At 37.1% G+C, this 23,840-nt stretch carries 23 protein-coding genes; 16 read left to right on the top strand and 7 right to left on the bottom strand.

The features are described 5' to 3' along the window. The first annotated feature begins 39 nt into the window (after positions 1 to 39). Genes CWS20_RS08855 through CWS20_RS08845 form a run of 3 tightly spaced genes read left to right on the top strand, consistent with a single transcriptional unit; the run spans position 40 to position 2,786 of the window. On the top strand, positions 40 to 669 hold the full coding sequence (locus tag CWS20_RS08855; RefSeq protein WP_066198064.1) for a flavin reductase family protein: 630 nt from the start codon (positions 40 to 42) through the stop codon (positions 667 to 669). Between the two features lie 37 nt (positions 670 to 706). Continuing rightward, positions 707 to 1,621 carry a fumarylacetoacetate hydrolase family protein gene (locus tag CWS20_RS08850; protein WP_066198066.1) on the top strand — a complete coding sequence of 305 codons (915 nt, stop codon included), beginning with the start codon at positions 707 to 709 and terminating at the stop codon, positions 1,619 to 1,621. 10 nt (positions 1,622 to 1,631) lie between these two features. Continuing rightward, positions 1,632 to 2,786, top strand: a complete 1,155-nt coding sequence (locus CWS20_RS08845) for a homogentisate 1,2-dioxygenase (RefSeq protein ID WP_066198069.1) — start codon at positions 1,632 to 1,634, stop codon at positions 2,784 to 2,786. Positions 2,787 to 2,855: 69 nt separating this feature from the next. On the opposite strand, the gene CWS20_RS08840 is transcribed toward CWS20_RS08845, so the two are convergent. After that, complete coding sequence (locus tag CWS20_RS08840; protein WP_066198072.1) at positions 2,856 to 4,412, bottom strand: ABC-F family ATP-binding cassette domain-containing protein; 1,557 nt, start codon at positions 4,410 to 4,412, stop codon at positions 2,856 to 2,858. 228 nt (positions 4,413 to 4,640) lie between these two features. Here CWS20_RS08840 and CWS20_RS08835 point away from each other — a divergent pair, with 228 nt between their 5' ends. Then, complete coding sequence (locus tag CWS20_RS08835; RefSeq protein WP_066198075.1) at positions 4,641 to 5,969, top strand: methyltransferase domain-containing protein; 1,329 nt, start codon at positions 4,641 to 4,643, stop codon at positions 5,967 to 5,969. Continuing rightward, positions 5,970 to 8,567 carry a polynucleotide kinase-phosphatase gene (locus CWS20_RS08830; RefSeq protein WP_066198078.1) on the top strand — a complete coding sequence of 866 codons (2,598 nt, stop codon included), beginning with the start codon at positions 5,970 to 5,972 and terminating at the stop codon, positions 8,565 to 8,567. A 216-nt stretch (positions 8,568 to 8,783) separates the two neighbouring features. On the opposite strand, the gene CWS20_RS08825 is transcribed toward CWS20_RS08830, so the two are convergent. From CWS20_RS08825 to CWS20_RS08815, 3 genes are all read right to left on the bottom strand, one after another. Continuing rightward, positions 8,784 to 9,194 (bottom strand): Fur family transcriptional regulator, encoded by a 411-nt coding sequence (locus tag CWS20_RS08825; protein WP_066198081.1) that lies wholly within the window; start codon positions 9,192 to 9,194, stop codon positions 8,784 to 8,786. 159 nt (positions 9,195 to 9,353) lie between these two features. After that, entirely contained in the window at positions 9,354 to 10,817 is a 1,464-nt protein-coding gene (gene katA, locus CWS20_RS08820) for a catalase KatA (RefSeq protein ID WP_066198084.1), read from the bottom strand. Between the two features lie 497 nt (positions 10,818 to 11,314). Continuing rightward, positions 11,315 to 11,857, bottom strand: a complete 543-nt coding sequence (locus tag CWS20_RS08815; RefSeq protein ID WP_066198087.1) for an NADPH-dependent FMN reductase — start codon at positions 11,855 to 11,857, stop codon at positions 11,315 to 11,317. Between the two features lie 309 nt (positions 11,858 to 12,166). Here CWS20_RS08815 and CWS20_RS08810 point away from each other — a divergent pair, with 309 nt between their 5' ends. Both CWS20_RS08810 and CWS20_RS08805 read left to right on the top strand, forming a co-directional pair. Continuing rightward, on the top strand, positions 12,167 to 13,363 hold the full coding sequence (locus CWS20_RS08810; RefSeq protein WP_066198089.1) for a glycine C-acetyltransferase: 1,197 nt from the start codon (positions 12,167 to 12,169) through the stop codon (positions 13,361 to 13,363). A 139-nt stretch (positions 13,364 to 13,502) separates the two neighbouring features. Beyond that, entirely contained in the window at positions 13,503 to 14,441 is a 939-nt protein-coding gene (locus CWS20_RS08805) for an L-threonine 3-dehydrogenase (RefSeq protein ID WP_066198091.1), read from the top strand. Positions 14,442 to 14,527: 86 nt separating this feature from the next. On the opposite strand, the gene CWS20_RS08800 is transcribed toward CWS20_RS08805, so the two are convergent. Both CWS20_RS08800 and CWS20_RS08795 read right to left on the bottom strand, forming a co-directional pair. Next, positions 14,528 to 14,920 (bottom strand): Hsp20/alpha crystallin family protein, encoded by a 393-nt coding sequence (locus CWS20_RS08800; RefSeq protein ID WP_066198094.1) that lies wholly within the window; start codon positions 14,918 to 14,920, stop codon positions 14,528 to 14,530. Positions 14,921 to 15,067: 147 nt separating this feature from the next. Further along, positions 15,068 to 15,211, bottom strand: coding sequence for a small acid-soluble spore protein P (locus tag CWS20_RS08795; RefSeq protein ID WP_066198101.1), 144 nt, complete (start codon positions 15,209 to 15,211; stop codon positions 15,068 to 15,070). Between the two features lie 110 nt (positions 15,212 to 15,321). Between CWS20_RS08795 and CWS20_RS08790 the strand changes: the two genes are divergently transcribed. Next, the gene (locus tag CWS20_RS08790; RefSeq protein ID WP_066198103.1) at positions 15,322 to 15,582 is read left to right on the top strand and encodes a hypothetical protein; all 261 of its coding nucleotides are present in this window, start codon (positions 15,322 to 15,324) and stop codon (positions 15,580 to 15,582) included. 29 nt (positions 15,583 to 15,611) lie between these two features. Here CWS20_RS08790 and sspO read toward each other — a convergent pair whose 3' ends face one another. Beyond that, on the bottom strand, positions 15,612 to 15,734 hold the full coding sequence (gene sspO, locus CWS20_RS08785) for a small acid-soluble spore protein O (RefSeq protein WP_101226268.1): 123 nt from the start codon (positions 15,732 to 15,734) through the stop codon (positions 15,612 to 15,614). A gap of 367 nt (positions 15,735 to 16,101) precedes the next feature. On the opposite strand from sspO, the gene acnA reads away from it, so the two are divergent. From acnA to CWS20_RS08745, 8 genes are all read left to right on the top strand, one after another. Then, positions 16,102 to 18,810, top strand: coding sequence for an aconitate hydratase AcnA (gene acnA, locus CWS20_RS08780; protein ID WP_066198106.1), 2,709 nt, complete (start codon positions 16,102 to 16,104; stop codon positions 18,808 to 18,810). A gap of 116 nt (positions 18,811 to 18,926) precedes the next feature. Beyond that, a complete protein-coding gene (locus CWS20_RS08775) occupies positions 18,927 to 19,247 on the top strand; it encodes a hypothetical protein (protein ID WP_066198108.1) in 321 nt (106 codons plus the stop codon). Positions 19,248 to 19,370: 123 nt separating this feature from the next. Beyond that, positions 19,371 to 19,877 (top strand): peroxiredoxin family protein, encoded by a 507-nt coding sequence (locus CWS20_RS08770; protein ID WP_066198111.1) that lies wholly within the window; start codon positions 19,371 to 19,373, stop codon positions 19,875 to 19,877. Positions 19,878 to 20,062: 185 nt separating this feature from the next. Beyond that, the gene (locus tag CWS20_RS08765; protein WP_066198114.1) at positions 20,063 to 20,200 is read left to right on the top strand and encodes an FbpB family small basic protein; all 138 of its coding nucleotides are present in this window, start codon (positions 20,063 to 20,065) and stop codon (positions 20,198 to 20,200) included. Positions 20,201 to 20,280: 80 nt separating this feature from the next. Then, positions 20,281 to 20,424, top strand: coding sequence for an acid-soluble spore protein N (locus CWS20_RS08760; protein WP_066198117.1), 144 nt, complete (start codon positions 20,281 to 20,283; stop codon positions 20,422 to 20,424). 345 nt (positions 20,425 to 20,769) lie between these two features. Continuing rightward, positions 20,770 to 23,091 carry an AAA family ATPase gene (locus CWS20_RS08755; RefSeq protein WP_066198120.1) on the top strand — a complete coding sequence of 774 codons (2,322 nt, stop codon included), beginning with the start codon at positions 20,770 to 20,772 and terminating at the stop codon, positions 23,089 to 23,091. Between the two features lie 3 nt (positions 23,092 to 23,094). After that, on the top strand, positions 23,095 to 23,523 hold the full coding sequence (locus CWS20_RS08750) for an acyl-CoA thioesterase (protein WP_066198123.1): 429 nt from the start codon (positions 23,095 to 23,097) through the stop codon (positions 23,521 to 23,523). Beyond that, entirely contained in the window at positions 23,524 to 23,814 is a 291-nt protein-coding gene (locus CWS20_RS08745; RefSeq protein ID WP_066198126.1) for a hypothetical protein, read from the top strand. Positions 23,815 to 23,840 lie beyond the last annotated feature (26 nt).

The following is a 23,840-nucleotide window of genomic DNA, read 5'->3' as shown; positions in this document are numbered from 1 at the left end:
CCAAAAGCAATAAAAGCACCTATTATTGGGGGGATAAAAGTGGAAATCACTCCTGAAAACCAAAAGTGGAAGGAAAATTATAAATTGCTGGTGGGATCGATTCTACCGCGACCGATTGCGTTTGTAACAACGGTTGATTCCAGCGGCATTGTCAACGCGGCGCCTTTCAGCTTTTTTACTGCAATTTGTGCAGACCCAATGCTTATTTGCTTTTCTCCAATGAGAAATGGGACTGGAGCGAAAAAGGATACACTTGCAAATATCGAAGCCACAAAAGAATTTGTCATTAATATTGTCAACGAAGAGATGGCCGAGCAGATGAATATATGTGCTGCTAATTATTCATCCAGCGTAGATGAGCTGGATGAATCAGGGCTGACAAAGAGTAAGAGTATCACTGTAAAGCCACCAAGAGTGCAGCAATCATTGGTCCATTTAGAATGCAAGCTCCACGAAGTTCTTCATTTTGGCGATAATGCTGGCTCAGGAAGTCTTGTTATTGGCAAGGTCGAGCATATTCATGTTGATGATACCCTTTATGAGAATGGAAAAATCAATGCTGAAAAGTTAAAACCAATCGGCCGTATGGCAGGGAGTATTTTTACTAAGCCAATGACTGATATCTTTGAGATGGCAAGACCAACTCAACCATCTTCTCCAAATGAGTAAGAATCTGGTGTGAAATAGTTGGAAATGAGGTGATGTGATGAAATTCATAACCTTTCAAAAAAAGGATGGCTCTCTGGCGGCAGGCTGGATAAAGGAAGACAGTTTCGCAATTGATATGCACGAAGCTAGCGGTGGATTGCTGCCTAAAACGATGCTTGAATTGATTGAAAAAAATCGTGATTACATGGAAATGATTAAGATGTTAAAAAATCCAGAGAAAGGTGTATATTCTCTGTCGGAAGTGGATTTAAAGGCTCCTTTACCAAATCCTAAAAGCTTTCGTGATTTTTATGCTTTCGAGGAGCATGTAAAAACAGCGCGGGAGAACCGCGGACTTGACATGATTCCAGAATGGTATGAGATTCCGGTTTTTTATTATTCGAATCACCAGAATATGATGGGGCCGAATGATGATATACCTAGACCGAAGAAATGCGAGTGGCTTGACTATGAATTGGAAATTTGTGCGGTAATCGGGAAAGAGGGCAAGAATATAACAGCTGAGGAAGATGATGATTATATTTTTGGCTATTGTATCTTAAATGATTGGAGTGCAAGAGATATTCAAAGACAGGAAATGAGAGTCGGTCTTGGGCCGGCGAAAGGCAAAGATTTTGCGACATCCATTGGGCCATATATTGTAACGGTAGATGAGCTGCAAAAATATAGAGTGAAAAACCGTTATCAACTTCAGATGACAGCGAAAGTAAATGGTAGGCTATTGTCCAGAGGCAATGCGAAAGATATCTATTATTCATTTGGAGAAATGATTGAAAGAGCATCTGAAGAAGTAGTTCTCTATCCTGGGGATATGATTGGTTCAGGGACTGTGGGAACAGGCTGTATTCTTGAGCTAGGTCAGGATGTTCATGGATGGCTGCAGCCTGAAGATGAGGTCGAGTTGGAGATTACAGGACTAGGTTCGCTAAAAAATAAGATTTCAAAAGAGTGAGGTGGCTTTGATGTACTATCGGCAATTGGGGAATATTCCCCATAAACGCCATACCGTTTTTAAAAAGAAAGATGGCACGCTTTTTAGGGAACAAGTAATGGGGACGAAAGGCTTCTCAGGAACACAATCAATTTTATATCATCATCATATGCCGACTGAAGTCATGCGGACAGAATTTATAGGAAGTTACCTTCCTGAGTATGAAGAACAAGGTTCACTGCGTCATCGTTTATTACAAACAGATAAAATTAATAAACAAGGAGATGCGCTTGAATCAAGGGAATACTTGCTCGGCAATGATGATCTATTAATAGGTACTGCCAATATAACGAAAGACATGGAAAACTTTTATCGCAATGGTGATGGGGACGAATTATTTTATATTCATTATGGAGCAGGAAAAATAGAAACGATGTTTGGGACACTATCGTATCGTCCTGGGGATTATGTCATTATTCCGATTGGAACCATTTATCGAGTGATACCTGATGGTGCTGAAGCGACGAAAGTTCTATTTGTAGAATCTTTCAGCCAAATAACAACACCGCGCAGATATCGTAATGAATATGGCCAGCTACTGGAACATAGTCCATTTTGCGAGCGGGATATTCGCGGACCCGAAAAACTGCTAACGTATGATGATAGCGGTGAATTTGAAGTTATTACGAAAACAAGGGGCTGTCTCCATTCCCACATCCTTAATCATCACCCATTAGATGTGGAAGGCTGGGATGGCTACTTATATCCTTGGGTTTTCAATATTGAAGATTTTGAACCGATTACTGGAAGAGTGCATCAGCCGCCTCCTGTTCATCAAACCTTTGAAGGGAACCAATTCGTGGTATGTTCTTTCGTGCCGAGATTATTTGATTATCATCCAGAATCAATCCCGGCTCCATATTTCCATAGCAATGTGAATAGCGATGAGCTGCTATATTATGTTGACGGTAATTTTATGAGCCGTAAAGGTGTAAAAGAGGGTTCAATTACACTTCATCCAAGCGGCATTCCGCATGGGCCGCATCCTGGCAAAGTGGAAGCAAGTATTGGCAAAAAAGAAACGTTAGAGCTTGCTGTAATGATTGACACGTTTAAACCATTGAAAGTAGTCAAAAATACAGCGCCAATTGAAGATGACCAATATATGTATTCGTGGATAAAATGAACTCATTTGATTGCAAATAATAAAAGGGAAACACTTAAAACTAAAAGTGATTCCCTTTTATTATGTTTACTACTTATTAAGTTGTTCAGACCATTCTTCGACATTCCAGACTTTAGTAACCCAATCCTCATAGAAATCCGGTTCATGGCAGACTAGAACGATTGTTCCTTTATATGCCTTAATAGCCCGTTTTAATTCTTCTTTCGCCGTAATATCAAGGTGGTTTGTCGGCTCATCGAATAATAGCCAGTTGCTTTCATTCATCATTAATTTACATAAGCGGACTTTTGCTTGTTCTCCACCGCTTAATTGGCTTAACGGACGAGAGATATGTTCGTTTTTTAAGCCGCAGCGTGCCAATGCTGCACGTACTTGATGTTGGTCAAGTGACGGAAATTCATTCCATACATCGTCGATCGGGGTAATATCGGCAGCTTTTACTTCTTGCTCAAAGTAGGAAGGGAAGAGGAAGTCCCCACGTTCGACTTTTCCACTAATCGGTTTTATTTTTCCTAGCATCGTTTTTAATAGGGTTGATTTTCCAACACCATTGCAGCCGACAATGGCTATTTTATCGCCTTTTTCAATTGTGATCGAGAGTTTCGGAAGCAGTGCGTGCGTATAGCCTATTTCAAATTCTTCACCTTCAAACACGTAGCGGCTGCTTGAACGCGATTCTTTAAATTCGAAGGTCGGCTTTATCGCCGTTTCCGGACGGTCGATTCTTTCCATCCGGTTCAATTGTTTTTGCCGGCTTTTTGCCCGTCCTGTTGTTGAATAACGCGCTTTGTTTTTGGCAATAAAGTCTTCTTGCTTTTTAATAAATTCCTGCTGCTTCTCATATGCATGCAAGTGCTGATTCTTATTAATCTCGGCAAGCTCTAAAAATTTGTCATAGCTTGCTGTATAGCGGGTAAGTTTCGAAAACTCTAAGTGAAAAATAGTATTGGATACGCCATTCATAAATTCTGTATCATGGGAAATTAAAATAAATGCATGCGGATATTCTTTTAAATAGTTTGAAAGCCATGCAATATGTTCTACATCGAGATAGTTAGTCGGCTCATCTAATAAAAGAACCTGCGGCTGTTCTAATAGTAATTTGGCAAGCAAAACCTTTGTTCGTTGTCCACCGCTTAAAGCAGCGACATCACGATCAAGGCCGATTGCATCCAGACCTAGTCCTCGGGCAGCATCTTCAATTTTTAAATCTACAGAATAAAATCCGCCAGCATCCAATGCATCCTGAATTTCGCCCATTTGTTCTAAAAGGACTTCAAGCTCTTCAGGTGTGGCTTCTGCCATTTTTGCAGTTACTTCATTTAATTCATTCTCCTTTTCATATAAAGGAAGAAAGGCGTCACGCAACGCATCGCGCATTGTTTTCCCAGGTGTGAGTACAGTGTGTTGATCTAAATAGCCGTAATGGACATTTGGCGTCCATTCTACACGCCCTGAATCATGAATCAATTGTCCAGTAATAATATTCATTAAAGTTGATTTGCCGACCCCATTTGCACCGACCAATCCTACATGATCCTCTGCAAGCAGCCTGAATGATACATCTTTAAATAATGTACGGTCTCCAAAAGTATGGCTTAATTTATCTACAGTTAATAAACTCATTGTTTAAGTTCCTCATTTCAAAAAATAATCATTATATTATGATACTAGATTTTAATATTTTTAACTAGAGGAACATCTGAGAAACAGCATGTTTCTTGATAGATTATTGTTAGGTCTTAAAAATTTGACAGAAATTTGATACATAAATGAATTAGATGTGTAAAATCAAAGTGCATCTGCTTAATTTTATGATATGATATTGGTAAATTTTGAAACTAGGTGAATGACATGCAATTAACGATTCATGCTTCCGGGGAGAATGTGCAAGTATTATCATATTTACTTGCAAAAAACCCTGATAATCCATATGAAAGAAGTATAAAAGGTCATCTTGTTCGATTTTTTTATCAAGCTTTTGATGAGACGAATGTGAAAGCGACCATCTACGTTGTACCCGATTCCATTGCGTTATCCCGCACAGGGGCAGATGCTTATGATATTACACACTATATTAATGATCGGGAATTTGCAGTAAGCAGTATCTTTTTATCTTTCATACGTTCCGCATTAGCGACTGCTTTAAATGGACAGCCAAAAGAAGAATACAGACAATGGGTTAATCATGATTTCGATTTTACTTTTTCATTTGGTCCAGTTAGCAGCGAATTATCAACTGGAGATTTAGTCAATCTATTCGAGCCGCTCGGATTTTCAATGACAATAGATAAAGAGCTTTCTAATAAATCTCCTAAATATATAACGATTAATGGGAAAACCACTTTGCAAAAAGGATTAAGGCAATTATTTATATTGATTCCAGTGATTGATAATTATAAGCACTATTATATTGATGAAAAAGAAGCAGAAAAGCTTGAACGATATGGTGAAGGATGGTTAGATAATCATCCGCAAAAACCATTCATCATTAAACGATCGTTGCGGTTCAAAGACGTTTACGCTCAATTAGAAGCTGAGAAAGAACCAGCTCAATTGCCTGCGGCGAAAAGAAAAACTCGTTTAAACGATTTACGGTACAGAAGAATTGTTGAAATGATTGAAACGAACAAATATAAATCATCAATTGTTGATTTTGGGAGTGGAGAAGGAAAATTAGCAACTAAACTAGGCTTTATTAATGGGGTTCAAGAAATTCTTGCTGTTGAACCATCTGAAAGAGAGAGTCTTAAGGCGGTAAAAAGATTCAGTGAAGCCTCCAAGGACGAATCATTTATCGTTCCGCAAAACATTTGGGGTTCCTTATTTTATTTTGATGAACGATTAAAAAATAAAGATGTGATGGTCCTTTGTGAGGTTATTGAACATATAGAGCTAGAAAGGCTTTCCAAAGTGATGAAAACGATTCTCTCTGACTATAAACCGAAACTATTGATAATCACAACGCCAAATAAAGACTATAACGAGCAATATTCATTAGGCCATTCCTTGCGACATGCTGATCATCGCTTTGAGTTTACTGCGGATGAGTTTCATTCCTGGTGCAAGGAGTATGCCCAACAATATCGATATAACATCTTTATTGATGGTATTGGTGAAGAAGTTGATTTACTCGGCTCGCCTACTCAAATTTGCTGTTTTCAAAGAATGGAGGGAGAGTAAGTGAATATAAAAATACCGAACGCGGGAATCGTATTGTTAATCGGGCCATCCAACAGCGGCAAGTCTACCTTTCTACTGAAAATGGTCGATGAAAGGTCTATTCTTAAATCAGAAATTGCAAGTTCAGATGAATATCGTCAAATGGTAGGAGATACTGATTTTATCCATTGGCAACAGCACTCTCCAGACGAATCTGAAGTGTTATTTCAACAATATCACCAATTATCTTCAGAAGCTTTTCAATTAATGGATGCGGCAATCGAAGCCAGATGCCGATTAAATAAAACGACATTTGTTGATGCTACTCATTTACGTGATGAGGACCGAAAAAAATATATTTTAATCGCACAAAAATTTCATGTGCCCATAACAGCGGTTATTTTAGATATATCAGAAGAAACTTTGTTGACAAGAGATAGCGAGCGCGATCAGCCGCGCGGGAAAAAACGGATTAAACAACAATTTCAACTATTTAAAAAAGAAAAAAGAACCATTAAAAAAGAAGGCTTTAATAAAATATATTATTTAAATGAGGAAGCATTAGATCATGCTTTTATCGAACGAGGTAAACATCCATTATACATTGAAGCAGATCAAGGAATAGACATCATCGGTGATATTCACGGGTGCTTTAATGAAATGATTGCGTTACTAGAGAAATTAGGTTATGAAAAAAAAGGTGATGATTTGTATACTCATCCTTCGGGAAGAAAATTTCTATCCTTAGGTGATATTATGAGTCGTGGGCCAAGCTCCTTAATGACGATACATTTTATGATGAAACATGTGGATGCAGGCTTAGCTTATATGATAGATAGCAACCATGGCTGGAAAATCGCCAGGTGGCTGGATGGCCGTAATGTAAAATTAAACCACGGCGATGAAAAGACAGCCGAGGAAATAGATGGATGGTTATCAATTTTAAATCCTGAAACAGCACAGTATGAAAGAAGGAAAATAAAAGAGTTCTTATTCAATGCGCCATCACACTATATACTTACTAAAAATAGCCTGCCTGTATTAGTTTGTGCTCATGCGGGAATTAAAGACGAATTTATTGGGAAACAATCGAAAATAATTAGCGATTTTTGCAGGTACGGAGATACAGATGGATTCGATGAAAGCGGTAAACCGATAAGAAAAGATTGGTTTATTCACCACGGCAATGGCCAGCTCATTATATGGGGCCATGATCCGAAACCACAGCCTTTACAAATAAATCATACGATAAACATTGACCAGGGAGTTGTTTTTGGAGGGAGGCTCACTTCTTTCCGCTTCCCAGAGAAAAAACTAGTTTCAGTTCCTTCATTATATAACTATGCAGGCACTGAAAATAACCCGCTAATTGAATGGGAAAAGAAAAGACTGGATCCTCCTAATATCGCAAACTACATTAAAGGTTATACAGTGCAAACAGAAAGAATGGATAAGGTTAAAATTCATGAAGATTATGTCAAGCCGGCCATTGATCTTATTTCAACCTCTGCTGTACCTTTGGAACAATTAGTATATATCCCGCCTACTATGAGCCCGGTTCCTAAACCGAGCAAAAAGGCTGATTTTTTAGAACATCCTGAAGAAGCCATTGCTTATTATAGGCAAAATGGAATTGAAACCTTAATTGCTGAAAAGAAACATATGGGCAGCAGAGCGATTTTATTTATTTTTAAAGATGAAGCTGCTAGTATGAAATACACTGGTCTCCATTCTTTAGGAACCATCTATACAAGAACAGGCCGACCTTTTTTTAATAAGGAGACAGAAGAAAGAGTATTAAAGAAATTAAATAAAGATTTACACAAAGCAGCATACTTTAATAAAAATAAAACCGACTACTTGTTATTAGATGCAGAGATTATGCCTTGGAATTTAAAAGCAAAAGAACTAATCAACAACCAATATGAGCATGTTGCCAAAAATGCTAAGTTAGGTAGATTCTATATAAAGAGGCAATTAGAAGAAAGTAAAATAGAGCATTCTATATTAGCGAAGTGGCAAGTCGAGAATGAAACGAAAATTGGAAATGCAAAACGGTTTGAAACGGTCTATAAAAAGTATTGCTGGGAAGTCTTTGATATCGAAAATATACAAATAGCACCTTTTCATCTGCTCGCTCACAGCAACGAAATGCTTATTCATCATCCGCACGAATGGCATATGAAAATGAATGAGGTATTATCGACTATATCAAGTTTATTTGTTCAAACTGAATATAAAATGATTCAAACCGAAGCTGATGAAAACGATGTGATTAATTGGTGGGAAGAGATGACTGCTGATGGTCACGAAGGAATTGTCATTAAACCGAATAAATTTATTAGTGAAAATAAGGGGAAGCTTCTTCAGCCTGCGATTAAGGTAAGAGGAAGAACATACTTGCATATTATATATGGAATGGATTATTTATTGCCAAATAATTTATCCCGTCTAAAAGAACGAAATGTCGGGAAAAAGCAAAGGCTAGCATTACAGGAATTTACTCTAGGAATAGAGGGGATCTCCCGTTTTGTCCAAAAGGAGACCATTGAAAGAGTACATGAATGCGTATTAGGGGTGCTAGCATTAGAGTCAGATCCGGCAGATCCTAGATTATAAATGCAGTTCAATCAATAAAGACAGCAAATTTAAAATAACCATCAAAAAATAAAGTCATCTATAAAAGATGGCTTTTTATTTTGATGATTATGATGGTATTTTTACATTTCTAATTTTATTGCCGCATGCACAAATTGTACTATGTTTTAATTTAATCATTTGTGAACGGCATACTGGACAAATTTTTACTTCAGCTTTCAATTATGAACACTCCTTCTATTTACATTGATTACATAATCCATATACTTCCATACGGTGTTTTTTTATCGTAAATCCCGTAAGTTTGGAAGCTATTTCTTCTACTTCAGTTAATGGTGGGAAATTCAAATCAGCTATCTTTCCACAAGATTCACAAATTACATGGTAATGCTTTGATTGGAAGAACTCATAGCGGCTAATACCATTTCCATAGGGAAGTTCTTCGATAATGCCAAGTTTAACAAATAGCTTTAAATTGTTATAGATGGTTGCCAAACTTATAATCGGGATTTCCTTTTGAATATCCTCTGCCGTTGGGTGTCCATCAAAACGTAATATACTTGTAAGAATTTGGATTCTTTGTGGAGTGATTCTCAAGCCTTTTTCTTTTAGAAAAGGGATGAGGTTATTAATTTGATCTGTTTCCATCGCTCTAACCTTCTTTATAAAGGAAAATTATGTGTGTATCGTTTATTGAGAATAAAGTAAGAGTACTAGTTTAAATACAATATAAAAAGAGAATGGATGCCTTTAAGTTAAATATGAACTTAAAGGCACCGAAAATAAAGTGAGATAATGTTACAACAATTATTTAACTAATTCTTGAGGAACAGGTAAGCCTAGGCCTTCTGCCACTTTTGTGCCATATTCAGGATCAGCTTTGTAGAAATGCTGAATTTGACGAAGTTTAATTTCTTCTTTTGCAACTGGTTTCATCGCTCCAACAATATTAGCAACTAAGCGGCTTCTTTCTTCTTCTGATAATAATCTGTACAAATCACCTGCTTGAGTATAGTGATCATGATGATCGTAAGAAGTTTGCGCTGCTTGGCCAGTAACATTGAATGGCGTAGTTTTCGCTTCTGCTTTTTCAGTCGGTCCGTCAAAGCTATTAGGCTCGTAATATACTGAGCTTCCGCCGTTTCCATCAAAGCGCATTGCTCCGTCACGGAAGTAGTTTTTTGCCTCAGTTTTAGGACGGTTAATTGGAAGTGCATTATGATTTGCTCCGACACGGTAGCGGTGCGCATCTGCATAAGCAAATAATCGGCCTTGCAGCATTTTATCTGGAGACGGTTCGATACCTGGTACAAATGTCCCTGGAGAGAAAGTAGCTTGTTCCACTTCCGCAAAATAGTTTTCAGGGTTGCGGTTTAATGTCATTTTACCAACTTCAATTAATGGATAATCTTTTTGCGACCACACTTTAGTCACGTCGAATGGATCAAAGCGGTATGTGTTCGCATCCTCTTCAGGCATTATTTGTACATATAATGTCCAAGAAGGGAAGTCGCCTTTATCAATTGCGTTAAATAAATCTTCAGTATGATAATCAGGGTTCGACCCTGCAAGTTCCTCTGCAACCTTCACATCAAGATTTTTTACTCCTTGATCTGTTTTGAAATGATATTTCACCCAAGATGTTTTTCCTTCCTCATTTACCCACTTAAATGTATGGCTACCAAACCCATGCATATGGCGCAATGTTGCAGGAATACCACGGTCTGACATAAGGATGGTTACTTGATGTAGTGATTCAGGTGATAATGACCAGAAATCCCATACGGCTGTAGGATTTTTTAAATGAGTTTGTGGATCTCTTTTTTGTGTATGAATAAAGTCTGGGAATTTAATCGCATCGCGGATAAAGAATACAGGTGTATTGTTTCCAACTAAATCATAGTTGCCTTCTTCTGTATAAAACTTTACTGCGAAACCGCGTGGGTCACGGACAGTATCAGAAGAACCAAGTTCACCCGCAACTGTTGAAAAACGGATAAACATATCAGTGCTTTTGCCAACTCCATTAAAGACCTTTGCTTTCGTATACTGAGACATGTCATTTGTAACTTCGAATACACCATGTGCCCCTGCACCTTTTGCATGAACAACACGTTCTGGAATACGTTCACGGTTGAAGTGCGCTAGTTTTTCTAATAAGTATACGTCCTGAATTAATGTCGGTCCGCGGTCTCCGGCAGTCATAGAGTTTTGATTATCTCCTACAGGAGCACCCCAGCTAGTTGTTAAGTTTTGTTTGTTTTCACTCATTTAACTATCACCTCAAAATAAAAGTAGTAAAAATTTCTTACAATGTAATGATAACATTTCTCATACAAAAATCAATACTTTTTTATAATAATTACAAATAAAAAAGAATTATAAAGAAGGTTTTAATATAAATAACCCCTTTAGACAGGCTCTATATGTATTTATATTAGACATTAAGTAAATTATGACCTTTAATTTGTTATCAATTAATGTCATTAATTAAGCACTAATGATATTACGGAATAATCTAAAAATATCTTAAGATACTAAAAAAGAGTGTATTGATAAAAACACACTCTGAAGCTGAAATGAGATTTTCCATAGCTTATTCGCTCCATCCCTGAGGATCGAACATAGAGAGCTATTCGTTGACATTTAGTGGTCGAAAACAAGAAAAGAGCCAATATGGACATTCTTCAAAAAAGCATTTAGCGGAGTGAATCGAAGAAGCATAGGTGGGGGGATGAAGGAAAACCCACACTGATTGAAGTTTCACTTTATTTTATTTTATTTATCCAATCAATATAATTTTTCACGACATTATCTAGAAAGTCTATTGTCTGCTCATGTGTAAAACGTCCATTTTCATCAAATTTTTCAACGGCGCTGCCAATGAACACTTCGTTGCCAGGAAGAGTAACAGCGCCGACACCGGTGGAGTTAAGAATTTGCCTTAAGTGCATTTGTGCTTTAACCGTTCCCATCGCACCTGCTGATACGCCAACAATCATAGCTGGTTTATTTACCATGACTTTTTCTACGCGCGAAAACCAATCTAAACCGTTTTTTAAGAAACCAGAAATAGAGTGATTATACTCAGGTGTGGCAAAGAGCAAGCCATCACAAGCCTTAATTCTTCTGCGAATATCATTGACTATTTCAGGAGGATTAAATTCTTCATCCTGATTATACATTGGCAGTTCTTCAAGCGGAAGAATGTCCATTTCAAATTGGTCTTTGTATCTTTCCTGCATAAAAATAGTAAGTTTTTTGTTCAAAGATTCTTTTCGATTGCTTCCAACAAATGCGGCGATTTTCAAATTTTATCCCTCCAAATATGTATTGAATGCCTTATAAATAATAGCATAATGAGAATGAAATCTTTAATATTATGTTTCCGAATAAAAGAAAATTCATTATTTATAAGAACATTTTTGCTGCAAATTGGGTAAAATATGAAGGATTTAACACAATTTTTATGTCCTCTATATGTGTACAATTTATAAAAATATGTTAAAGTATAATCTGTAAAACCTATACATATCAAAAGAAAAAGCAGTTTATTACTGTCTTTTTAGAGAGGACATATGTATTCAGTTTGGGTACAATGCGAAAGGGAGGAAATATCAATGTCAAGTAAAACATTAGAATTGTTTTTAAATGAAAATCTGGAAGATCTAAAATCTAAAGGTTTATACAATGAAATTGATCCGCTGGAAAGTCCAAATGGACCAAAGATTAAAATTAATGGAAGAGAACTAATAAATTTATCTTCAAATAACTATTTGGGGCTTGCAACAGATGAAACTTTAAAACGCGCAGCAATAGAAGCGGTAGAAAAATATGGTGTCGGTGCAGGGGCAGTTAGGACAATCAACGGTACGCTTGATGTGCATCTTAAATTGGAAGAAACACTGGCAAAATTTAAACATACAGAAGCAGCAATTGCTTATCAGTCCGGATTTAATTGCAATATGGCGGCAATATCCGCTGTAATGGATAAAAATGATGCCATCCTTTCTGATGAATTAAATCATGCTTCGATAATTGATGGCTGCAGACTTTCAAAAGCTAAAATTATTCGTGTGAACCATTCGGATATGGATGATTTAAGAGCAAAAGCAAAAGAAGCTACTGAATCAGGATTATATAATAAAGTAATGGTGATTACAGATGGTGTTTTCTCAATGGATGGAGACATTGCGAAACTGCCTGAAATTGTTGAGATTGCCGAAGAGTTTGATTTGATTACGTATGTAGATGATGCTCACGGATCTGGCGTGCTTGGCGATGGTGCTGGTACTGTCAAGCATTTTGGATTATCTGATAAAATCGATTTTCAAATCGGTACTTTATCTAAAGCTATCGGTGTTGTAGGTGGTTATGTTGCCGGAAAGAAAGAACTTATCGATTGGCTGAAGGTGCGAAGCAGACCATTCCTATTTTCGACTTCATTAACACCTGCAGATGTTGTTGCAAGTACAAAAGCAATTGAATTGTTAATGGAAAGTACAGAATTAAATGAAAAGCTGTGGGAAAATGCCAATTATTTAAAAGCTGGTTTACAAAATCTTGGTTTTGATATTGGTGAAAGTGAAACGCCAATTACGCCTTGTATCATTGGAGATGAAGTAAAAACACAGGAATTTAGTAAGAAGCTTTTCGAAGAGGGCGTGTATGCGAAATCAATTGTTTTCCCGACTGTACCAAGAGGAACAGGGCGAGTAAGAAATATGCCATCAGCTGCACATACAAAAGAAATGTTGGATGAAGCCATTGCGATATATGAAAAAATTGGAAAAGAAATGAACGTTATCGGAAATTAATTGTCAGAAGCCCCTTGCCGCAGGCAGGGGAGCTGTCTGTCTTGACTTAGGAAATGTCTAAAGATAATAATTCACTTTATTTCAGCAGCAAAGACATACAGAATACCTTTAAGGGTAGAGGGAAGGGTAGGAGAGCAGTATGAAAAGGATTATGATTACAGGTGCACTTGGTCAAATTGGATCTGAATTGACACTTAAACTTAGAGATATATATGGTGCAGATCAAGTGATTGCAACTGATATTCGCAAGAATGAATCGGCTGCCGCACTTTCAGGACCGTTTGAAATGGTTGATGTAACAGATGGAAAAACAATGCTTGATGTAGCAAAAAAACATAATGCAGATACAATTATTCATATGGCGGCACTGCTCTCAGCAACTGCAGAAGCAAATCCTGTATTTGCTTGGAATTTAAATATGGGCGGATTAATGAATGCGCTAGAAACAGCACGGGAGGTAGGAGCAAAATTCTTTACTCCAAGCTCAATCGGGGCATTTGGACCTTCTACACCTAAAGACCATACACCACAGGACACAATTTGCAGACCAACTACAATGTATGGTGTAAATAAAGTGTCTGGTGAATTATTATCAGATTATTATTATCATAAATTCGGTGTAGATACGAGAGGATTGCGTTTTCCTGGGCTCATTTCTTATGCAACGCCACCAGGTGGAGGCACAACAGATTACGCAGTAGAAATATATTATGAAGCAATAAAAAATCAAAGATACACATCATATATAGCAGAAGGAACTTACATGGATATGATGTATATGCCAGATGCACTTAATGCAATTGTAGATTTGATGGAGGCTGATCCGAATAAATTATTGCATAGAAACTCATTCAATGTGACTGCTATGAGCTTTGAACCTGAACAGATTGCAGCAGAAATTCGCAAACATATTCCTAACTTTGTATTAGATTATGATGTCGATCCAATCAGACAAGGAATTGCTGACAGCTGGCCTAATTCAATTGACTGCTCATCAGCTAAAGAAGAATGGGGATTTAAGGCAGAATATAATTTAGAAAAAATGACGTTTGATATGCTTGATAAATTAAAGAAATAACTAATTGATTCGTCTGTTGAAAATAAAATTTCAGCAGGCTTTTTTGTTTTACATAATTATATTATGTAACCTAAATTACCTAATCATTATTTTTCCTCATAAAATAGCATCCTTCTGTTCTTGCCTAGTCCTGGCTCATTTTTAGATATAAATATTTCTAAAATATTGTTATGCAAATGGCCATAAACATTTTTATCTATAACTGAAAATGGCAGGTTGATTTCCCTTTTGACTAGTTTTTCAATATTCGCTTGGGCTACACAAATAACAACACAATCACGGTGCAAATGAACAATGACATCCGGGGAATGAAAATCTAATAATAGTGCTTCTATAATGATTTGATCATCTGTTTCGTATAGATCGATGCGGAATGTCGTTTGATCCATATATGAAGTTAGTGGGTCAAGGAAAAAGGTTTCCAGCCATTTTTCTATTTCTGAAAGGCCGTCGGTTTCATTTTCGTCTTTATGATTCATTTCATTTCCCCCTTTCATCCACATGTATATTCATTTAAAAAAAATGGGTGAAAATGGGGGCGGTTTGGCGAAAATAAAACAGGCTTGTTCTTACGACTGAATCACCGTTAGAATAAGCCCGTGTTATTTAATTACTGCAAGCTGCTTTTACATATCATGATGAGAATTATGCTTTTGTCGTGAATGGTTCCGGTTTTTTACTTTTTTCGATCCGCTTAAAGGTTCTGGCTGGCCGGAATTATCCCCTTTTGGCGCATTTTTACGCATATCTTTACCATCATTTTTGTTCATGTTTATCCCTCCTCTTTTTAGGATGGAAAAGCCACTCATTTTTATGCGGAATATTTTTGAGGAATCTGCACAATTTAATTGTACGAATGGATAAGTGGGGTGAAATAGGCATGCCGTATCATAAAAACAAGCAACAAGCCTTTCAGGCAGCACAACAAAGTATGGAAGATGCAGAAGAGCTGTACAGTCAAATCGCAGAAGATGGTGCAAACTATGGTCATCAACTCGGCCATTTGAAGCAAGAAATCAATGAAGCGTATGAACAAATACAAAATGCGCTTGAAGTGGCTTCAGAGCATCAGCGAGCTCAGCTTGAAAAGTTTCAGCAAGATTTAAATTCGATTGTAAATGAAGTAAATCAATATGAGTAAAAAGCAGGAGGAAGCGGTTTCGCTTCCTCCTATTGATTGTTTTTCTTCTTTTTATTATTTTGGCGCTCTTTTTCTGAAAGAGGCTCATTTTCTCCTCGTACGAGATTATCTAATACTTGATCCTGTTTGCCCTCATTCTGCCGTTTAGACATAAAAACACCTCCTATTGTTAGCATATCTTTAAATAGTAGAATTATGTTGAAAATTGGAGGTTGCATCTGTTTAAAAAAACCATTCATCATTTTACTAATATAATAACGGTTATGACATCAATTTATTCATCTAATTGAAAACCACTATCAATTAGCTCTTTTTAAGTTTTTAAATCAAAAAATAAAATTTATCATAAGAAAAACTTATTGAAAACAATAACTTTCTTATTATTTACATATGTAGAAGGTTGTATTATTATAGGAATTGTGAGAAAAGTAAGGATGGGTAAAAATTCAAACTTTTCGACTTTTTCCTATATAATATGTAATTTTGAAAATGTGTAGTTCGAATTAGGGGGTAAATCATATGGCAAAGAATGATGTGTTTAATTCTCGTAAGTCTTTCGATTTAGATGGGAAACGCTATCATTATTATGACTTGAAAGCATTAGAAGAAGCTGGACTAGGTAAGGTATCTAAATTACCTTATTCAATTAAAGTCCTATTGGAATCAGTACTTCGTCAATATGACGGTCGCGTAATTACTAAAGAGCATGTTGAAAACTTAGCAAAATGGGGAACAGCTGATGTGAGAGAAGTAGATGTTCCATTCAAACCTTCCCGTGTTATCCTTCAAGATTTCACTGGAGTACCAGCAGTTGTTGACTTAGCTTCATTAAGAAGAGCAATGGCTGATATGGGCGGAGATCCTGATAAAATCAATCCTGAGAAGCCTGTCGATCTTGTTATTGACCACTCAGTACAAGTTGATAAATACGGTACGCCAGATTCACTAGAAGCGAATATGGTGCTTGAATTTGAACGTAATGCAGAGCGCTATCAATTTTTAAGCTGGGCGCAAAAAGCGTTCGATAACTACCGAGCGGTTCCTCCGGCAACTGGTATCGTACACCAAGTTAACTTGGAATATTTAGCTGATGTTGTGATTGCAAATGAAACTACTGAAGGCGATTATGAAGCGTTTCCAGATACACTAGTCGGGACAGATTCACATACAACAATGATTAACGGTATCGGTGTTCTTGGATGGGGTGTTGGCGGTATCGAGGCTGAAGCTGGTATGCTTGGGCAACCTTCATACTTCCCGGTTCCTGAAGTTGTAGGTGTTAAGTTAGTCGGTGAACTTCCAAATGGTGCAACCGCTACTGACTTAGCTTTAAAAGTAACTCAAGTCCTTCGTTCACATGGTGTTGTTGGTAAGTTCGTTGAGTTCTTCGGACCTGGAGTAACGGTTCTTCCATTAGCAGATCGTGCAACAATTGCTAATATGGCTCCAGAATACGGCGCTACTTGCGGATTCTTCCCAGTTGATGCTGAATCTCTTGAATATATGCGTCTAACTGGCCGTTCAGAAAGTCAAATTAAAGTAGTTGAAGAATATAGCAAAGCAAACGGATTATTCTTTGATCCAACTCTAGAGCCTGTATATACTGATATTGTTGAAATCAATTTAGCCGAAATCGAACCAAACCTATCTGGTCCTAAGCGTCCTCAAGATTTGATTCCACTTTCAGCTATGAAAAAGGAATTCAACCAAGCGATTACAGCTCCTCAAGGAAACCAAGGCTTTGGTTTTGATGCGAAGGAAATCGATAAAGAAATCACTGTTAAATTCAATAACGGCGACTCTACACATATGAAAACAGGTGCGATAGCCATTGCAGCCATCACTAGCTGTACAAATACATCCAATCCATATGTACTTGTAGGTGCTGGATTAGTTGCGAAAAAAGCAGTTGAACTAGGTCTTGAAGTACCGAAATATGTGAAAACCTCTTTAGCGCCGGGTTCAAAAGTTGTAACTGGCTATCTGCATGATTCTGGCCTTCTGCCATACTTAGAGCAACTTGGCTTTAACCTTGTTGGCTATGGCTGTACGACATGTATTGGTAACTCAGGCCCACTAAAAGAAGAAATTGAAACAGCGGTTGCTGAGAGCGATTTATTGGTTACATCTGTTCTATCAGGTAACCGTAACTTTGAAGGACGTATCCATCCACTCGTTAAAGCGAACTATCTTGCTTCACCACCATTAGTTGTCGCTTATGCATTAGCAGGTACGGTTGATATCGATCTTCAAAACGAATCACTTGGCAAAGGTAAAGATGGCAAAGAGATCTTCTTTAAAGATATTTGGCCAACAACTGAGGAAATTAATAAAGTGGTTAAAGAAACAGTAACACCTGAACTATTCCGTAAAGAGTATGAGCATGTATTTGATGATAATGCTCGTTGGAATGAAATCAAAACAAGCAATGAACCATTGTATTCATTTGATGAAACTTCAACATACATCCAAAACCCGCCTTTCTTTGAAGGTTTAAAACCAGATGCAGATGAAGTAAAACCATTAGCTGGTTTAAGAGTAGTTGGTAAATTTGGCGATTCAGTAACAACTGACCATATTTCACCTGCAGGGGCTATCGGCAAAGATACACCAGCTGGAAAATATCTTCGTGAGAATGGTGTGGAAGTACGTGATTTCAACTCATATGGCTCACGCCGCGGTAACCATGAAGTGATGATGCGTGGTACATTTGCAAACATCCGTATCCGCAACCAAATTGCGCCGGGCACTGAAGGTGGCTTTACAACATACTGGCCTACTGGAGAAGTTACATCAATTTATGATGCATGTATGCAATATAAAGAAGATGGAACGGGTCTAGTCGTACTAGCTGGTAAAGATTACGGTATGGGATCTTCTCGTGACTGGGCTGCGAAAGGTACAAACCTTCTTGGCATTAAAACAGTTATCGCAGAAAGCTATGAGCGTATTCACCGTTCGAACCTTGTATTAATGGGTGTTCTTCCACTTCAATTTAAACAGGGAGAAAGCGCAGAAGTACTTGGTTTAACAGGTAAAGAAGTAATCAGCGTTCAAATCGGTGAAGATGTAAGACCTCGTGATTATGTAACAGTTACAGCAACAGCTGAAGACGGCAAAGTAACTACATTTGAAGTGCTAGTTCGTTTTGACTCTGAAGTTGAAATTGACTACTATCGCCATGGCGGTATTCTTCCAATGGTCCTTCGCGACAAATTACAGAACTAACATATAAATTTAAATTTTAAAAACACTGTGGGATTAGTCACACAGTGTTTTTTTATTGATGTTTTATGGTTTAGTCCATATGATTAAAACATCGGGCTAATCAGGAGGAGATAGCAATGAATGCTTTTTTACTAGGACCGTTTCTTATAAAAATAGACTGGTTATTTCTATTCATCTCAGCTCTAATAGCTGCGCTAATCATAAAAACAAACACTAAAAATAATTTGTCATTCCAGAATGAAGTATTTAATGTAATGATAAACATTGTGATTATTTTTGTTCTTATTTATAAATTTAGCTCTTTGCTTTTCTCTCCAGAAATAATTTTTGGCAACTTTAAAACCATTCTGTATGTTACAGGAGGAAAAAGCGGCGCCATTTTGGGCTTTGTTTGCGGATTGTTTATTTGGCATGGAAAGTATCCAAGAGTAAATTGAAGGTAAAAGTTTGGGCAGAGGTGCTTACATACGGCAGTGTATCTTTTTTTCTTAGCTATTGGTTAATCAGAACGCTATATTTTCTCGTTTTTTAGATAAACTATACGGGAAAGGGTGAATATAATGCTTAAAAGAATCATGATTATTTTTCTTTTTCTTGTTGTTACGTTGCCTTTATCCTATAACGTTCATGGTGAAGAAGATCGTTTGCCAGGCTTGAAAATCGGTACGGAAGCTCCTGATTTTACATTGAAGGATTTATCAGGCCAGTCGATTTCACTTTCAGATTATAGAGGGAGAAAGGTTATTTTGAATTTTTGGGCCACCTGGTGTCCTCCGTGCAAAGTAGAAATGAAGGATTTTCAAACATTTCATTTACAAAAAAAGGATCAAGATATTGTCATATTAGCTGTAAATATTGATCCTAAAAGTAATGTGAAAGGGTATATAGAGAAGATGGGAATAACGTTTCAAGTCGTATTAGATGAGGGTGATGAGGTGAACGAACAATACGAAGTGTTTGCTGTTCCTACAACTTATTTTATTAATGAAAATGGAATAATTAAGGATAAATACTTTAGTTCGATGCCACTTGCTCTTTTATATGAAAAAATTAATTCTATGAAATAATACAGCGCCATTTTCATCAAGATATGAGCCGATACCACCAACCGAATGTACACACACTGAGCACCAAATTTCTGGTGCTTTTTATGAGCGCTAAAATATCTATTTAATTTTCAAAAAGTTGTAATAATTTCTGTGGATTTTGGCCATATTGAGTGGTAGATATAGTATAGAGGCAGGTGAATAAGATGAGAAAACCAAGAAAACGTTCTTTTGCAGAATTGGTCTCAGAAAATAAGCGCCAATTAATGAAGGATCAAGTGGAAATGGATAAAATAGAATTACGATTAGAAGAAAAACGACTGCGTTTAAATAAAGCAGAATAATCCGTTCTAAAGAAAGTATTTACCATGTGTTTGCCGCATACATAGTGTAAATACTAATTCTTGAGGAGGGATGTATCATCATGGGTAATCCTAAGAGGAATAGCAAAGACTTTGTTCCGAACCATATCGGTACTCAATCGAGAGGATTTGGCGGGAACAAAGGCAAACAAATGCAGGATAAAACTGGACAACAGCCTCAAGTAATTCAAACAAAAGGTGAATAATATGACTGCCGATCTTTAAGAAAGATCGGCTTTTCTTCGGAATGAAATGGGGATAAAGGGTGCATGCGCAAATCCCCCAAGGAAAGAGGGATACGGCAATACGAGATACCACACGGAAAAGTAGATAAGCGTGCATTAAGATAGATAAGAACCTCTCAAAAGTCGATTTAAAGGAGAAACCCACAAATCCCCAAATTAGGAGATAAGCAAGCCTCAAATCCTCTTGTAAAAGAAAACAATGTTAAGCGCGCATAAAAACAAAAAGCATGAAGTTGTTTCTCTTTCAAACTTATCACCATAATATGTTATTATCATTATGATAGTCAGAAAAAAAGAGATGTGATAATGATGAATCAATTTGATACAGACCATAGAATAGCCAAATGGGAGAAGGAATTATCCGACCAAGGGTTTGTTAATAATGAAGATGACTTACTGCAAATGATTACGTCTTTGGATAGAGAAGACGAGCCAGAAAAGTTATCGAAATTACTTATGATTGCAGCTTCTTCGAAAGCAAATGATGCTTCTCAGGAAACATTGGCACTCGCTTGGATGGAAGAAGCTTTAAAACTTAACCCTAAAAATAAAGAAGCTGAAAGATTTATTTCCGAAAAAAACTGGACAACTAAGCAATATTCTCTCAATCAGCTACAGTTCCCGCCACTTAGGGAAAGTGATAATCGTGCCGCCAAGAAAAAAACGGCACTCGCGTTTATTGATATTACCCGCGGTTTTTTAAGTGATGCAGATGAATTAGAGCAGCAATTAGCAAACCAAATTAAACGTTGTGAAAATACGGGAAGCTCCTCGGTGATTGAAAAATATCGTGAGCTCTATGCATTATTGGAAGAAGTAATTGATGAAGCAGGTGCGTTGTTAAAGGCTGCGGAAGAATATGAGAAATCAATCTCGGGTGTATTTTACACTTCCACCTATTTAGATGAAATGAAAATTCATATAGAACAAATAGAAAAAATGAAAAAACAATGGGAAAGTATTTTTACTTCTGTAGAAGAGTCGCCGAAAGAGATGAATCCGCTCGTTGAGTTAGAAAATATGGTGGGATTGAATGATGTAAAAGAAAGAATCGAGGAGCATTATCGGTTCTTGCAATATCAAGCAGAAAGGCAGAACCTTGGATTTAAAAATAAAGATGATTTAAGCTTACATATGGTTTTGACTGGCAATCCCGGTACAGGTAAAACCACTTTAGCACGTCTATTAGCAAAAATATATCATCATTTAGGTGTGCTCCCTAGAGAAGAAGTGGTCGAGGTGAATCGCTCGCATCTTATTGGTGCATATATGGGTCAAACTGAAGAAAATATTAAAACAGCGATTGAGAGTGCTCTGGGCGGAATCCTTTTTATCGATGAAGCTTACAGCCTAAAGAGAGAAGGACAATCAGGAAATGATTATGGGCAAACTGCGGTCGATACACTTGTATCATTAATGACAAGTGAAGAATACAGCGGCAAGTTTGCAATCATCCTTGCTGGCTACCCGGATGAGATGAGACAATTTTTAGCCGCAAACCCCGGGCTTAGAAGCAGATTTTCAAGTTCAAACTATTTCTCTCTTACAGACTATACAAATGAAGAATTAATCCAAATAGCAGAAAAGATTGCAAAAGAAAATGACTATATCCTAACGAAAGAGGCAAAAATTGAACTGCATCACCGAATCGATCAGGAGAAGGTTGATGCCACGTTTGGAAATGCAAGAACGGTAAAAAATATCGTGATGGATGCCATTTTTAAAAAAGGTGCCCAAGCTCAAAGCAGACATCATTTTCTTTCCTATACTCTTCTGGATAAAGAAGATTTCACCGTTAATCAATCTGACAACACCATTGCTGCAAAAGCTCAATTAGATGAGCTCATTGGGTTAAATAATGTAAAGGAAGAAGTAAATTCGCTTGTCTCTTTTGCCAAAATGCAGAAGCTTAGACAAGAGGCTGGGCTACCAGCATTACCTTTACAGCTTCATTCAGTGTTTACCGGAAATCCCGGCACCGGGAAAACAACGGTAGCTAAAATATATTCACAGTTTCTAAAAGAGTGCGGCATGTTAAAAAGAGGTCATCTAATTGTTGCAAGCAGATCAGATTTTGTTGCTGGCTATGTTGGTCAAACAGCAATAAAAACGAAAAAGCTTATTCGCCGTGCTTTAGGCGGAGTATTATTTATTGATGAAGCCTATTCACTGTTTTCCCCAATGCAGGCTGATTTCGGAAAAGAAGTCATTGATACTTTAACAGATGAAATGACGAAGCATAATGAAAACCTCGTAGTTATATTAGCCGGATATCCACAAGAAATGGAACCGCTATTAAATAGTAATCCGGGATTGAAATCAAGGTTTAAGAAGTTTATTCATTTTCCAGATTATCAATCAGAGCAGTTAATAGAAATCTTAGAGAATTACTTAAAAAAGTATCATTATGTATTAGACACTGAGGCAGTTACCTTATTAACGGAAAAACTGCATGAAATCGATACAAAAGATAACGGGCGATTTGCTACGAATTTGGCAGATAAGGCTGTTCAAATGCAGGCCCGCAGAATTATGGATACAGCAAATGTAAATATTGCAGAAGAAATGTCGACTTTAAAGAGAGCAGACTTCATTCATGCAATAGAGAATACTAGAAATGGGGAATAAACGATGTTAGTTTCAACAAAAGAAATTGAAGTAAGATATGCAGAAACAGATCAAATGGGTGTCGTGTATCATGCAAACTATTTTGTATGGATGGAGCTGGGCAGAACGCAGATTGTACAAGATTTAGGCTTTAATTATGCTTTGCTTGAGAGTGAAGGCATAATTTCACCGGTACTTGATATTCAGGCTTCATATAAGAAGCCTCTTCACTATGGTGAAATAGCGGTTGTGAAAACATGGATAGAGGAGTATGACGGACTTCGTTTCACGTATGGATATGAAATATATAATAGTGACAACGAACTGGCTGTCACAGGATGGTCTAAACATGCCTGTGTGAAAAAGGAAAGTTTCAGGCCGATTTCAATGAAAAGAAAATATCCGGACTGGCATGAAGCATATGAAAATGCAAAAAAACAGGTGGAGAAATAAATGGCTTTCGGTATAAAAAAGCGGGATGTAACAGAATGGAAGCGAAAAATCGATCAAGGTGAGATAGCTTTTCTTACTCATTATTGGCTGGATGATCGTTTTCCACATTGTAAGTCAGTTACAAAAGTAGGCTGTAAAGATCTTGAGAATCTGAAAGAATGGGGAAGGAAGTATCATTTACAGCCCGAATGGATTCACCATCGAAAAGATGGCTATTCTCACTTCGATCTTTTAGGAGATAAACAGGCTGAGATCTTAAGCCGTGAAGGAATAGAAAATCCGATGCTGTGACTAAAAATATAACAAAAAACTCGTCT

Source organism: Cytobacillus horneckiae, assembly GCF_002835735.1.
GTDB classification, from domain to species: Bacteria; Bacillota; Bacilli; order Bacillales; family Cytobacillaceae; genus Cytobacillus; species Cytobacillus horneckiae.
The sequence above is the reverse complement of the archived record's forward strand: the minus strand, read 5'-3'. Positions and strand labels throughout refer to the sequence as shown.